The organism is Roseateles sp. GW821-FHT09G09, assembly GCF_059415965.1.
Genome location: NZ_JBWKOG010000006.1, coordinates 332474 through 346385, shown reverse-complemented (window position 1 = coordinate 346385; position 13912 = coordinate 332474). Strand labels below are relative to the sequence as shown.

The 13912-nt window shown below is 70.3% G+C and carries 11 protein-coding genes; 7 read left to right on the top strand and 4 right to left on the bottom strand.

Annotated elements, in window-relative coordinates:
* Window positions 1-20 precede the first annotated feature (20 nt).
* Both AC07O8_RS18260 and AC07O8_RS18255 read left to right on the top strand, forming a co-directional pair.
* Window positions 21-509 carry a PA2779 family protein gene (locus AC07O8_RS18260; protein ID WP_495049376.1) on the top strand — a complete coding sequence of 163 codons (489 nt, stop codon included), beginning with the start codon at window positions 21-23 and terminating at the stop codon, window positions 507-509.
* Between the two features lie 7 nt (window positions 510-516).
* On the top strand, window positions 517-1563 hold the full coding sequence (locus AC07O8_RS18255) for a PA2778 family cysteine peptidase (RefSeq protein ID WP_495049375.1): 1047 nt from the start codon (window positions 517-519) through the stop codon (window positions 1561-1563).
* Window positions 1564-1627: 64 nt separating this feature from the next.
* Here the strand turns inward: AC07O8_RS18255 and AC07O8_RS18250 are convergent, their stop codons facing one another.
* Window positions 1628-1888 (bottom strand): hypothetical protein, encoded by a 261-nt coding sequence (locus AC07O8_RS18250; protein ID WP_495049374.1) that lies wholly within the window; start codon window positions 1886-1888, stop codon window positions 1628-1630.
* A 415-nt stretch (window positions 1889-2303) separates the two neighbouring features.
* On the opposite strand from AC07O8_RS18250, the gene AC07O8_RS18245 reads away from it, so the two are divergent.
* Both AC07O8_RS18245 and AC07O8_RS18240 read left to right on the top strand, forming a co-directional pair.
* A complete protein-coding gene (locus AC07O8_RS18245) occupies window positions 2304-3179 on the top strand; it encodes a PEP-CTERM sorting domain-containing protein (RefSeq protein WP_495049373.1) in 876 nt (291 codons plus the stop codon).
* A 31-nt stretch (window positions 3180-3210) separates the two neighbouring features.
* The gene (locus tag AC07O8_RS18240; protein ID WP_331613701.1) at window positions 3211-3438 is read left to right on the top strand and encodes a hypothetical protein; all 228 of its coding nucleotides are present in this window, start codon (window positions 3211-3213) and stop codon (window positions 3436-3438) included.
* A 38-nt stretch (window positions 3439-3476) separates the two neighbouring features.
* Here AC07O8_RS18240 and AC07O8_RS18235 read toward each other — a convergent pair whose 3' ends face one another.
* Complete coding sequence (locus AC07O8_RS18235) at window positions 3477-4169, bottom strand: glutathione S-transferase N-terminal domain-containing protein (RefSeq protein WP_495049372.1); 693 nt, start codon at window positions 4167-4169, stop codon at window positions 3477-3479.
* Window positions 4170-4278: 109 nt separating this feature from the next.
* On the opposite strand from AC07O8_RS18235, the gene AC07O8_RS18230 reads away from it, so the two are divergent.
* Entirely contained in the window at window positions 4279-5025 is a 747-nt protein-coding gene (locus tag AC07O8_RS18230; protein WP_495049371.1) for a hypothetical protein, read from the top strand.
* 267 nt (window positions 5026-5292) lie between these two features.
* Here the strand turns inward: AC07O8_RS18230 and AC07O8_RS18225 are convergent, their stop codons facing one another.
* The gene (locus AC07O8_RS18225; protein ID WP_495049370.1) at window positions 5293-8883 is read right to left on the bottom strand and encodes a UvrD-helicase domain-containing protein; all 3591 of its coding nucleotides are present in this window, start codon (window positions 8881-8883) and stop codon (window positions 5293-5295) included.
* Window positions 8880-11696, bottom strand: a complete 2817-nt coding sequence (locus tag AC07O8_RS18220; protein WP_495049369.1) for a PD-(D/E)XK nuclease family protein — start codon at window positions 11694-11696, stop codon at window positions 8880-8882. Before AC07O8_RS18220 ends, AC07O8_RS18225 begins: the two co-directional genes overlap by 4 nt.
* 273 nt (window positions 11697-11969) lie before the next feature.
* Between AC07O8_RS18220 and trxA the strand changes: the two genes are divergently transcribed.
* Both trxA and rho read left to right on the top strand, forming a co-directional pair.
* Window positions 11970-12299, top strand: a complete 330-nt coding sequence (gene trxA / locus AC07O8_RS18215; protein WP_067270361.1) for a thioredoxin TrxA — start codon at window positions 11970-11972, stop codon at window positions 12297-12299.
* Window positions 12300-12536: 237 nt separating this feature from the next.
* Window positions 12537-13799 carry a transcription termination factor Rho gene (gene rho, locus AC07O8_RS18210; RefSeq protein WP_067270357.1) on the top strand — a complete coding sequence of 421 codons (1263 nt, stop codon included), beginning with the start codon at window positions 12537-12539 and terminating at the stop codon, window positions 13797-13799.
* The last annotated feature ends 113 nt before the right edge of the window (window positions 13800-13912 follow it).

Below are 13912 nucleotides of genomic sequence, written 5' to 3'. Positions count from 1 at the left end.
TCCTTCCCTCCAGATCCCCCATGAACCGACAAGAACAAGCGTTCCAAGCCGCTCTCGAAACCTCCGCCGCCGTCGTCGCGACGACCCCGGCATCGCGCCCCTCGCTGGCAAAGCGCGCGATCGCGTCCACGCTGATCGCGTCGTGCACGCTGATGGCGCTGCCGATGCACGCGAGCGCGCAGGTTGTGCCGACCGACGCCCTGGTGTCGCCCGCCGCCACCGCCGCGACGCCCGGCGCGGCCGCCGACAGCCGCGTGCGCGTCAACGCGTTCTTCGCCCGCGAGGACGTGCGTCAAGCCATGGTCAAGGAAGGCGTCGACGGCGCCGCCGCGCAAGCGCGCGTGGACGCCATGTCCGACGACGAGATCCGCGCCCTCGACGGCCGCATCGCGCAGGCTCCGGCCGGCGGCGACGTGCTCGGCATCATCTTCGCCGTGTTCGTGATCCTGCTGGTGACCGACATCCTGGGCTTCACCAAGGTCTTCCCGTTCACGCGCTCGATCCGCTGAGGTCGACATGCCCTTCGTCCGGCTCGATGGGCTTGGCCGGCCGGCCCGGTCCGTTAGGTCGCACCGGTCCGATAGGTCCGATAGGTCCGACCGGTGCGACCGATCCTCCCGGTCGCTGACCGCGCTCGCCGCGCCCGCGCTGGCGCTGGCGCTGCTGCTGGGCGGGTGCGCGAGCACGCCGCCGCAGTTGCAGGCGCTGGAACGGCAGTGGCCCGCCGACCTCCCCACGCAGGTGGACCTGTCGGGCTGGACGCCCTTCATCGCGCAGGACGACTACGAATGCGGCCCGGCCGCGCTCGCGATGCTGCTGCGCACGGCGGGCAAAGCGACGACGGTCGAGCAATTGAAGCCGCAGGTCTTCCTGCCTGGCCGCAAGGGCTCGCTGCAGACGGAGATGCTGGTCGCGACGCGCCGCCAGGGCCTGCCGGCCTACGTGCTGCCGCCGCGCCTGGACGCGCTGCTGACCGAGGTCGCCGCCGGGCATCCGGTGATCGTGTTCCAGAACCTGTCGCTGGACATCGCGCCGGTGTGGCATTACGCCGTGGTGGTCGGTTATGACAGGCAGCGCCGCACGATCCTGCTGCACAGCGGCAAGACCGCGCGGCAGGAGGTCGAGCTGCCGGTCTTCGAGCGCACCTGGGCGCGCGGCGACTACTGGGCGATGACGACGCTGCCGCCGGATCTGCTGCCGGCCTCGCTGGACGGCGCGGGCACCGGCGCGGCGCTGGCCGCGCTCGAGCGGCTGGATGCTTCCGCGGCGCGCAAGGGCTACACCGCCGCGCTGACGCGCTGGCCCGGCGAGCCCGTGCTGCTGCTGGGCGCTGGCAACACCGCCTACGCGGCCAAGGACCGCCGCACCGCGGTCCGGCACTATGCCCGGCTCACCGACGTGCGGCCCGACCTGCCCGAGGGCTGGAACAACCTGGCGCAGGTGCTGCTGGAGCAGGGCCAGCGCTACAAGGCCTCGCTCGCGATCGAGCGCGCGGTCGCGCTCGGCGGCCCGCGCCTGGACCAGTACAAGGCGCTGCAGAAGAAGATCACCGCCGGGATGTGACCCGGCGGGGCGCTCTTCAGAGGCGGACTGAGAGGCGGACTGAGGGGCGCACTGAAGGGCGGACTCAGGGGCGGAAGTCGATCGTGCGCTGCGCCGCTTCGAGCGCCGCGTCCGCCGCATAGCTCCACGTGTCGAAACTGCGTTCGAGCTCGTGCCAGTAGCCGTTCAGTTCCGGCTTGCCGCCGTCGGCGGCCGCATGCGCGGCGATCACCAGGTAACGCGCGCGGAACGGCGGCGCCTCGCCGACGACTTCGCGGACGAACCAGCGTCCGTTGTGGCTCTCGACACCCCCGACGGCATCGGTGTGGTCTGGCTTGGCTGACATGAGAATTCCTTTGTCGTTGTGATCAGATCCGCCACCGGCTGGCAAGCAGGTGGCGCCTTCACGCCTGGGCAAGTTTCCCTCCAACCGTCATCCGGCGCCACGCAGGCCGACGATGTTTTACCCCCGCATTACAAGGGAGGCCGGCGGCCGTCAGAGCCGGCGTCAGAGCGGGCGTCACGGCGGAACTCCGGACGGGCGATCCGCGAAGCAACTTCCACGCCGGAAGTGTCGGGTTTCATTACAGTCGCTGACCCATTCTCCAGGGACAGGCGATGCAAGTCCTTGAGGCACCACGCCTTCGAGCCTCGTGGCTTGGATGTTGCTTACCTCCCGCGCTTTCCGCCTCCGCTTTCCGCCTCCGGTTTTGGTCTCCCGCCACCGGCGAGAAGAACGACCGTCAGAGAGAGAACCCCCGATGAAGCGCTCGACCCTCCTCCCCCGTCTCCTCCCCCGTCTCCGCGCCACCCTGGCCGCCGCCGCGCTGTGCGCCACCGCCGCGGCCGCGCAGGCCTCGGTGCTGATCCTCGGCGCGCCCGCGCAGGCGGGCGGCCTGGCCGACGTGCAGTCCAAGATCGCTGCCACCGGCGTGGTCAGCGGCGTGGTCGACGTCTTCAACGTCGCCACGGGCACGCCCACGCTCGCGATGCTGACGGCCTACGACGCCGTCCTGGTCTACGACGAAAGCGCCCTCGTGCCTTTCGCCAGCGCCGTCCAGCTGGGCAACGTGCTGGCGGACTACGTGGACGCCGGCGGCGGTGTCGTCGAAGCCGGCCTGTCGCATGCGACCTCCGCCTTCAAGGGCATGCAGGGCCGCTTCGTCTCCGCCAACTACGACGTCTTCAACACCAACAACAACCAGAACGCCTGCGGCGGACTGGGTCACGTGATCCGACCCGACAGCCCGCTGATGCGCGACGTCACCAGCTTCAACGGCGGCACGTCCGCGTTCTGCTACCGGCTCACGGCGAAGACAGGCGCCGAGATCGTCGCCGAATGGAGCAACGGGCAGGCGCTAGCGGGTTACCGCATGGACCACAACGGCGTGGTCGTCGGACTGAACATGTTCCCGACGTCCAGCGATGTGTCGCCCGGGGGCTGGAATCCCTCCAGCGACGGCGCGCTGCTGATGGCCAATTCGCTGGCCTTCGCCGCGGGCGAACTGCCGGAGCCGGGCTCGCTCGCGCTGCTGGGCATCGCCGCGCTGGCGGCGGGCGTGGCGGGCCGCCGGCGCGCCCGCGCCGTCACGGCCGCGATCCCCACGGCCAACACGACCACCTCGACCACGGTCTGACGGAGACAAGCCCTGAGGGATACTGCGGCGCATGTCCACGCCGCCGACCTTCAACTTCCCCGTCCCGCCCGCCGACCTGGTGATCACCGAGGACGAGCGCGCCGCGCTCTACTTCCTGCCGCAATCGCCCGGCGGCATGCCGGTCAGCGAGGAGATGCAGCAGCGGCTGCAGGACAAGGGTCTGGCGACGGCCATCCGCGAGGACGGCCGCCGCTGGCTCACCGAGCTGGGCGACCGCGCGCGGCTGGGCAAGATCTGACCCCCGCGCCGTCCGCGCGACCTGCCACGCCGGGCGCTTCAGCGCCGCTCGTACTGGGTCTTGCCGAACAGCACCTCGCGCGCCTTGTCATCGACCAGCGGCCGGCGCTTCTCGGCCAGCACCTCGACGGCGCGCTCCACCGCGGGCCGCTTCGCGATCTCATCGAACCAGCCTTTCAGGTGCGGATGGTCCGCCATCTCCACGCCCTGGTTCTTCGCGCCGCGCAGCCACGGGAAGATCGCCATGTCGGCGATGCCGTAAGCGGGCCCGGCGATGTACTTGCTGCGCGCCAGCCGCCGGTCGATCACGCCGTAGAGGCGCCTGGCCTCGTTGGTGTAGCGGTCGATGGCGTACTCGATCTTCTCGGGGGCGTACATCCGGAAGTGGTGCGTCTGGCCCAGCATCGGCCCGACGCCACCCATCTGGAACATCAGCCACTGCAGGGCCTCGTAGCGCCCGCGCGTGTCGGACGGCAGGAACTGCCCGGTCTTGCCGGCCAGGTACAGCAGGATCGCGCCGGACTCGAACAGCGAGATCGGCTGCCCGTCCGGCCCGTCGGGATCGACGATCGCGGGGATCTTGTTGTTGGGGCTGATGGCCAGGAATTTCGCATCGAACTGGTCGCCGGCGCCGATGTCCACGGGAATCACCCGGTAAGGCAGCCGGCACTCTTCCAGCATGATGTGCACCTTGTGGCCATTGGGCGTGGGCCATGAATACACTTCGATCATCAAGCGTTCTCCGTTCGGGCGCGCAGGCCCAGCCGTCGACACGTCGGCTGACCCGTCAGCCGACTCGTCAATGCACGGACCCCGGGCCCCGCGCGCATCGTCCCGCCTCATGGTAATCAAACAAATCAAACAGTGGTTCGCCGCCCGTGCCAACGCGGCGCGGTGGCGTCCCTTGAGCGACTGGGCCTCGGAACGCGGCGGCCAGCTGCGCCAGGCCCGTGACGGGCGCGGCTTCGTCATCGACCTGCCCCGCACGCTGCCCGGCCTCACCCGCATCGAGTGGGGCCCGTCGCAGCGCAGCTACATCGACGGCTACGAGCTGCGCATGCGCTGCGAGCTCAAGGTCAATCCCGACATGCAGATGATGCTCATCGAGCGCAAGCTGATGGAGCGTCTGGAGAGCAGCGTCTTCGAGGCCTACACCGACACGCTGCGGACGCGGGTGGACACGGACACGCCCGAGGAGATGCGCTGGCTGGTGATGTTCCCCAAGCACTCGCAGATGGAGTCCAAGCTCGTGCGGCAGCGCTTCGGCGCGGTCGGCATCAACCGCGAGCTGGTGATGGCCTGGCTCGACAAGGATCTGAACGAGCGCCTGGCGCAGGCGACGCAGGACGTGCTGGTGGAAGGCCGTCCGTTCGTGCTGCTGAGCCTGCGCGGCAACGTCTACCTGCGCACGACGATGCCGGAGCCGTCGCTGCCCGAGTTCCAGGCGCTGACCCGCGTGCTGGAAGCCGCGGCGCTCAGCGCGCAGGCGGTGCATCAACGGCTGGGGGACGGCGGACCGTGGCCGACCACGACTTCGGTGGCCTGGCACAGCCGGCCGTCCGAAGGGGATTACGGCTCGCCGGCCTGACGGTCGCCGACGTCGGAGAGGCTCAGCACTGCCACCGCCGCTGGCCCTCACCCCTGCCCTCTCCCGCAAGCGGGAGAGGGAGCAAGAGAGTCCCAGCGCTTCTGCTGCCGTAGGGGTTTGACACGGTTGCCCTCCCGCAAGCGGGAGAGGGAGCAATACGCGCATCAGACGCGAAACGCAGCCACTCCTCTTACTCCCTCTCCCGCTTGCGGGAGAGGGTGGGGGTGAGGGCCAGCGAACTCGGCAGTCAGCAAGAAGGCGTCGGAACTAGGCGAAGAGGTCGGCCGCGCCGGCCACAGCCTCGGTGCAATCGATCAACCGGCCCTGCCCTGTGATGAAGGCGCAGCGCACCGGCTCGCCCGGCTGCAGCGCCATCACGGCCTCGCGGTAGCACCACAGCTGCTGGATGTACTCCGGGTTGCGCTGCGGCGCCGGGTGGAGCTTGTAGTCGAGCACCCACCACGTGGGCACGCCCGCGCCGTCGCGGCGGCTGACCAGCCGGTCCAGCCGCATGTCGTGGCCGTTCCAGCTGAGCGGCACCTCGTTGCCGTGCCAGTCGAGCACGGCGGCGTCGAAGAAGGACGCGCACTCCGCGCCGCCGAGGATCGCGTGCACGCTGCGCTCGAGGCGCTCCGTGCGGCGCGCGTCGAGGCCGTACATCTGCGCCGCGGCGGCCATCAGCCGCTCCAGCGCCTGCGCGCCGCCGCGCGGCCCGCTGTGCCATTCGAGCACGCGATGCAGCGCCTCGCCGAGTGCCGCGCTGTCGTCGACCTCGTCGGGGCTCTGGCCCACGTCCGCGCCCGCCTCGGCCACCTCGACCGGCAAGGGATCGACGCGCGGCAGCACCTTGAGCCGCGCGACGTCGTCGTCCGGCACAGGCCTGTCGTCGGCGACTTCCGGCACCGCCATCGCCTCGGCCTGCGGCTGCACCCGCGTCCACCACGTGCCCGAGGAAGCCTGGCGCTTCGCCGGGGTGCGGCTCAGCAGCAGCCGGTGGCGCGCGCGCGTCATCGCGACGTACAGCGCGTTGAGTTCCTCGCGCTGGCGTTGGTCCTTCTCGTCGTCGAGCAGCGCCTGCAGCGACGGCGGCGGCTTCGCCTCCGACACCAGGAAGGCCACCGTCCGCGGCACCGCCTCCAGCACCGGCCAGGAGATCGCCAGCGCCATGCTCTCGGCGCGCGCCGGACCCGCCTCGGCGTCCATCAGGATCACGACCTTCGCCTCCAACCCCTTGGCACCATGCACCGTCAGCAGCTGCACGGCATCGGGCTCGGCGGGCGCCGCCAGCTTCAGCGCACGGCTCTTCAACGCGCGGACGAAGCCGTAGAGGCCGGCGTAACGACCGCCGTCCAGCTCGAGCGCAAGCGCCAGCAGCGCCTCCACCGCATGCAGCCGGGCGCGGCGCTCGCTGGCCGGCACGGCGGCGGCCAGGCGCGCCATCAGATCGCCCTCGTGCACGATCGCATCGAGCAGGTCGTGCGGGCTGCGCAGCACCGCCATCGAGGCCCAGCGCGACAGCAGACCTTGCGCGCGGCGCAGCGGCTCGCTCAAGCCATCAGGGTCGGCTTGCAGGAGCGTTTCCCACCAGGAGCGGGTCGTCGGGGTCGTCGGGGTCGTCGAGGTCTCGGGCCGGGGCGCTTCGGGCGGCTCGGCCTCCGGCGGGAGATCGCCCGCCTGCACAGTCTCAGCGGGCCCTGCACGGGGCATGGGGGATCCCTCCTGGACCCCCAAGCCCCATTCCGGTCCTGCCGCACTCGCTGTCTGCGTTGGTTCTCTGTCCGCGGGGGCTCGCTCTTCGCCGAGCCACCGCACGGAGTTCGATTCGGCGGCGAGCCACAACAGGTCCGCCTCGCTCGCGCCGAACAGCGGACTGCGCAGCGCATGCGCCAGCGACAGCTGATGGCCGCTCGACGCCAAGGCATCCAGCAGCGCCAGCAAGTCGCGCACGTCCGGGGCGTCCAGCAGGGCCATGTCCTCCGGCGCCGCGTGCGCGATGCCCCGACCCTTCAGGATCTGCGCGAGCACGCGCAGCCCCTCGCGCTTGCGCGCCAGCACGAAGATCTCGCCGGGTTGCGTTCCGCCCTTCGCCAGCAGGTCGCCGATGCAGGCGGCGATCCGCTCGGCCTCGGCCTCGCGGCGATGCAGCTCCGGCTCGCGTCGCGGCTCGGTCAGGCTCGGGCGCCAGCTGCCCGCGTCCCGCCCCGTGTCGGTCGCGTCCTCGTCGGCATCCTGGTCGCCATCGATGTAGAACACGCCGTCCAGCGGGTCGCCGCCGCTGGACTCCGTCGTGTGCGGACGGAAGCCGCTGTACTGCTGCGCCAGGCTCGCCGATTCGAAGACGGCGTTCACCGCCGCCAGCACCGGCGCCGAGTTGCGCCGCGTGTGGTCGCAGGCCAGCAGCACGCCGTCCAGGCCTTCACGCACGAAATCGCGCGCCGCCGCGAAGACGCGGGGCTCGGCGCGCCGGAAGCGGTAGATGCTCTGCTTCGGATCCCCGACGATGAACACCGACGGCGGCCGCTGACCGCTGGCGCCGCCGCCCGCGCCGACATACCCCGACAGCCAGGCATGCAACGCGTGCCATTGCAACGGGCTGGTGTCCTGGAACTCGTCGATCAGCAGGTGCCGGACCTGGCTGTCCAGCCGCTCCTGCACCCAGCCGGACAGGTCCGCGTCGCCGAGCAGGGCCAGCGCGCCGCGCTCCAGGTCGTTCATGTCGACGATGCCGCGCTCGCGCTTGAGCCGGTCGAACGCGTCGAGCAGGGTCAGCGCCAGCGCGCACATCTGCTGGTGCCACAGGCGCGCGCGGTCCTGGTCGATCGCGAGCAGCAGCCGCTGCAGCCGGTCCAGCACCGCCGACAACGCGGATGAATCGCCCAGGTTCTTGCGCGGCGACCCTTCCGCCGTGAAGAGGGCCTGGCGCACGCTCGCAAGCGCCGCGTCGTCGGGCAGCTGCAGCGCCTGTTCGATCGCGGTCGCGCACTTCTTGGGCGTGACCTTCGTCGACTGGCCGAGTTCGATCGCGAGCGACTGCAGGTCGCCGCGCATCGTCGCGAAGGCGTCGAGCGGATGGGCGAACGTGGCGAGTTCGGGCACCACCTCGGCCGCCGTCGGCATGCTGTCCATCAGCCGGCCGTGCGCATGGGCAAGGCGCAGCTCCACGCGCTTGTCGAAGGCCGAGGTCAGCCAGTCCAGCAGCTTGTTGCGGCCATGGATGAGGCTCAGGTCGCGATAGATCGCCAGGAGCGTCTCGTCCTCGAGCACCGCGGCGTGGAAACGCTGCCAGAGCTCGGGCATCAGGTCGCTTTCGTCCTCCAGCAGCTGGAGCTCCGGCGACAGGCCCTGCGCGCGCAGCAGCTCCAGCGGCGCGGCGCGCAGCAGCTGCGAGAACCAGGCGTGGAAGGTGCGGATCTCCACCGGCCGCGCGTCCTGCAGCAGCCGCTGCTGCAGGGTCGCCAGGCGCGGCGCGAGTTCCACGGCCTGCGCCTGCGGCAGCCCGCGCTGCCGCAGCGCGAGCACGCGGCCCGCGTCGTCGCAGTGCGCGAATTCGTGCAGCCACTCGTTCAGGCGCGCACGCATCTCGCCGGCGGCCTTGCGGGTGAAGGTGATCGCGACGATGTCCTGCGGCCGCGCGCCGTCCAGCAGCGCGCGCAAGATGCGCGAGACCAGCATCCAGGTCTTGCCCGCGCCGGCACAGGCCTCGACGACGACGCTGCGCGCCGGATCGCAAGCGAGTTCGTAGAAGCGCTCGCGCGCGACCGGCGCGCCGTCGAGCGTGTAGGCGGCGACGCTTGTCGTGAGCGCGTTCATCGGCACTTTCATCGGCACTTTCATCGGCACGTTCGTCGGCGCGGTCACGGCGCAGCCCCTTCCCAATCGTCGCGGCGGCACAGGCCGCGCATCTCGCAGTAGGCGCAGGCGACACCCTCGCCCAAGGCCGGCAGCGGATCGCCGGCGTGGATGGCCAGCAGGTCCCGGCGCAGGCCGTCCAGCATCACGGTCGCGGTCTCTTCCACGTGCTCGTGCTCGATCTCGGCGATGCCCTTGGCGTCGTCCAGCGCCAGGTATTGCGCACGCAGCGGGGGAGCGGACTGCCCAGGTCGCTGGCCCTCACCCCTGCCCTCTCCCGCAAGCGGGAGAGGGGGCAAGAAGGGCGCTGGCGTCTCACGCTCAGTTCGGTGCACGCTCACTCCCTCTCCCGCTTGCGGGAGAGGGCGGGGGTGAGGGCCGGGGTCGTGCGACTGGCGCAAGCCCATCAGCACGGCGTAGACGGCGAGCTGGGTGTCTTCGAGCGGATTCGCGACCTTGTCCTTCAAGCCCTTGAGGCTGCCGGTCTTGTAGTCGATGAGCAGCTGTCCATCGGGGGCGTCGTCGATCCGGTCGATGCGACCGAGCAGCGCGAGTTCCGCGAGCGCTGGCTCGATCTCTGCCCAGGGATGCACGCGGCGATCGACCTCGCCGCGTTCGAAGCGCTGGCCCTCGCCTTCGCGCTGCGCGAGCCAGCCGAGGTAGGCCGGCACGAAGCGCGCAAAGCTTGCGGAGTACGGCAGAAACTCCGCCGGCGCCAGGCCGAGCTCGCGCATCTGGTCTTGCGCGGCGCGCTGCAGGCGCGCCTCGTCGTCCAGATGCGGATCTGTGTCCGCCGCGCGTTCGGTGTGGAACTGGTGCAGCACCGCATGCAGCCAGGTGCCGTAGTCGCGCTTGTCGGCCTGGACATCGAGCTCGCCGGCCTCGCGCAAGCCCAGCAGCACCCGGCCGAAGAACTGGTACGGACACTGGCGCAGCGACTCCACGGCGCTCGCGCTGAGCGCCGAAGGGAGCCGCCCTTCGGCCTGCGCGGCGGCACGATCGGCGTGCGCCGTCGGCACGGTCGCGTCGAGGCGCGGATCGTGCCAGTGCGGCAGCACGTGACCGGCCGCCTGCAGCGCGAGATCGAGCCGATCCAGCAGCGGACTCGCCGCCAGCGGCTCGCTGCCGAGGTGCCCGCGGCGCAGCAGCGTCACCGCCGGCGCGCGCAGCAGCTGCGCGAACTGCCAGGCCAGGGCCTGGCGCTTGGCCTCGACGGTCGGCAGGCCGAGCTCGCGCGCGAACGTGTCGCCGATCAGCACCGGCCCCGGCGGGACCGGCCCCAGCGTCGCGGCATCCGCGCCCGGCAGCACGATCGCGCCGAACGGACGCAGCATCGTCCTCGCCAGCGGCGTGATCATGATCTGCAGGCCGCCTTCCAGCGGCGGCTTGTATTCGCCGGCCTCGAGGGTCTGCGAGACCCAGTCGACGAATTCGGCAGCCGTCAGTTGCGCGCCCCGCAGGACCGCCTCGTGCCCGGATCCCGGCCACGGCGTCTTGCTAAGCCACAGCGCCTCCAGCACCTGCGGCCCCCCCGCGGGTTGGCGCTTGAGCTGCTCGTCCGCGCCAAGCTGCTGCAGCGTCTGGCCGAGCGCGGCGATCCACGCGTCCAGCGCCTGGGCGCCACGCGGCTGCAACGGCGTCAGCGCCTCGCGCGCGCCCTCCCAGAGCCGCTCGCTGCCGGACGGGAGGCGATCGGCGCGCACCGCCTGCGGCGAGGACCAGCCGCGCTTGCGGCAGTGCGCCTCGAGCGCGCCCAGCGCGCCGCTGCCGCCGCGTTCCCGCAACGACACGGCCAGCGGCGTCTTCAGCCAGGCGAGCCAGTCGTCGACCGTCGCATCGCGTCGCGCGGCGCGCAGCATTGCCATCAGCTGCGCGGCCGGCGCGGTCGTGGCCAGCGTCCAGCCCGTCTCGTCCTGGATGCCCAGGCCCTGCCGTTCCAGCAGCGCCCGCACGCGCCGCAGCAGCACACGGTCCTGGGCGATCAGCGCGACCGGCGCGCGGCCCGCCTGCAGGTGGTCCAGCACGGAGGCAGCGCTGCATTGCGCGAGGTCCTCGAAATCGTCGCACACGGCCTGTTCGATGCGCCCGACCGGCGCGCCGCCGTCGAACGCGGCATCCAGCGGCAGGTCGGCGTTCAGGCGCAGGCACGGCACGCCGGCGGCCTCCGCGCTGGCCAGCAAGGCTTCGGCAAGTGGATCCGGTCCGCCACATTGCAGGTGCAGCCAGGCGCTCGGGCGCAAGGCGAAGAGCGCATCGGTGGCCGGCGCGCGGGGATCGGCCGCGGCCCATTCGAGCGCCACCGCCAGCAGCGCGCGCTCCAGGTGGCCCACGCCGCTCTGCAGCGCCAGCGCCTGCCGGCCGTGCTCCCAGAAGTCGTCACGATGCGCCGGATCGCGCAGCGCCGCGGCGCGCGCCAGCGCATGCGCAGCCTCGACGAGCCGCTGCACCGCGGCGTCATGGGCGCGCGGGTCTTCCTTGCGCAGGGCCTCCGCCCAGCTCTGGCCGCGCATCAGCGCGCGCGCGGCCAGCGCGTCGATCGCCGCGTCGCCGGTCAGTTGATCCGCCTGGGGCAGCGCGCTGGGTCCCAGCGCCGACGCCAGGCTGTGCGTCGTCTCGATGCGCGGCTGCCAGCGCGAGAGCTTCATCCATGCCCGCCGCGCCGGTGCCAGGTGTTGCGCGAAGGGCAGCAGCAGCACTGCGTCGCGCGCCGGGAGTCCGTGAACCTCCAGCCATTCGGACGCGCGACGTGCGACACCGTCCCAGATGGCGGCACTGATGTGGGCCGGCAGCAACGGAAAGTCGACCGGCGGCGGAGACGTCATCGAGGGCGGCGGCGTGATCGACAAGGCAGTAGAGCTGGCGGTAACGGTGGTGACAATGGCGACGATAGCGAAATCCAAGGCCCCTGCCCCTTGAGATGCACCCTGCGCGCCGTCATGTCCAGGGAGCGCCTACTCGGGCCGAGGTTTCCGGGCTTGTGTGAGAATCGTCGCACCCTGCAACCCTGTGGCCCCCGAGGCGGTACACATTGTCGCCCGGCTGGCCGCCCGTCCGTGGCATCCGCCCGGCAGGGACATCACGCAAGGACCATCTCCATGAGCAGCGAACAGATCAAACACATCTCCGACGCCTCGTTCGACAGCGACGTCATCCAGTCCGACAAACCCGTGCTGGTCGACTACTGGGCCGAGTGGTGCGGCCCTTGCAAGATGATCGCCCCCATCCTGGACGAAGTCGCCAAGGATTACGGCGACCGCCTGCAGATCGCCAAGCTGAACGTCGACGACAACCGCGAAGTGCCGGCCAAGTTCGGCATCCGCGGCATCCCGACCCTGATGCTGTTCAAGGACGGCCAGCTCGCCGCGACCAAGGTCGGCGCGTTGTCCAAGGCCCAGTTGACGTCCTTCCTGGACGCCAACCTATAATGATTCCATTCGTCGGGGCCCATGCGGCTCCGGCGAACAACTTGCCACCACGCCCTCCCGGGCTCAACGACGTCTTCCAGGCGCCGTCGATCTTCCGGGTGAGCGCGTGGACTCGGCGCCCAAGTCTCCACGCTTTCCTCAAGTCCGCAGCAACGCGGATGCGCGTCCCTTGGGCTCGCCGTTGTTTGTGTCTCTGGCCTTGGCAGGCTCTGGACGACAGACCGGGTCAACCCCCCCATGCATCTTTCTGAACTGAAGGCGCTTCACGTCTCCGCCCTGATCCAGATGGGCGAAGAGCTGGAGATCGACAACGTCGCCCGTCTGCGCAAGCAGGAGCTGATGTTCGCGATCATGAAAAAGCGCGCCAAGGCCGGCGAGCAGGTGTTCGGCGACGGCGTGCTGGAAGTCCTTCCAGACGGCTTCGGCTTCCTGCGCTCGCCCGAGGCCAGCTACATGGCCTCGACGGACGACATCTACCTGTCCCCGAGCCAGATCCGTCGCTTCAACCTGCACACCGGCGACATGGTCGAAGGCGAAGTGCGCGTGCCCAAGGACGGCGAGCGCTACTTCGCGCTGGTCAAGGTGGACCGCGTCAACGGCCTGACGCCGGAGGAGTCCAAGCACAAGATCATGTTCGAGAACTTGACGCCGCTCTTCCCGAAGGAGCAGTTCAAGCTCGAGCGCGACATCCGCGGCGACGACAACATCACCAGCCGGATCATCGACCTGATCGCCCCGCTGGGTAAAGGCCAGCGCGCGCTGCTCGTCGCCCCGCCCAAGTCGGGCAAGACGATGATGATGCAGCATCTGGCGCACTCGATCGCGGCCAACTATCCCGACGCCCACCTGATGGTGCTGCTGGTGGACGAACGCCCCGAGGAAGTGACCGAGATGCAGCGCACCGTGCGCGGCGAGGTCATCAGCTCCACCTTCGACGAACCGGCCGCGCGTCACGTGCAGGTCGCGGAAATGGTCATCGAGCGCGCCAAGCGCCTGGTGGAACTGCGCAAGGACGTGATCATCCTGCTGGACTCGATCACCCGCCTGGCCCGCGCCTACAACAACGTGCTGCCCAGCTCCGGCAAGGTGCTGACCGGCGGCGTGGACGCGAACGCCCTGCAGCGCCCCAAGCGCTTCTTCGGCGCCGCGCGCAACATCGAGGAAGGCGGCTCGCTGACCATCATCGGCACCGCGCTGGTGGACACCGGTTCCAAGATGGACGAGGTGATCTACGAAGAGTTCAAGGGCACCGGCAACTGCGAAATCCATCTGGACCGTCGCATGGCCGAGAAGCGCGTCTATCCGTCGATCCTGCTGAACAAGTCGGGCACCCGCCGCGAGGAGCTGCTGCTCAAGCCGGAAATCCTCCAGAAGGCCTGGATCCTGCGCAAGCTGCTGTACCCGATGGACGAGATCGAGGCGATGGAGTTCATCCTCGACAAGATGAAGTCCTCGAAGAACAACCACGATTTCTTCGACATGATGAGACGTGGAGGCTGAGATCGGACCGAGGACAGGCCCTGCGGCCTGTCCGACGCCGATCGAAGGCTGATGCGCGTCTCGCGCGCAGCAGCCGGGGAGCTCTTCGCAGGACTTCAAAGGAGCCGCCTCTG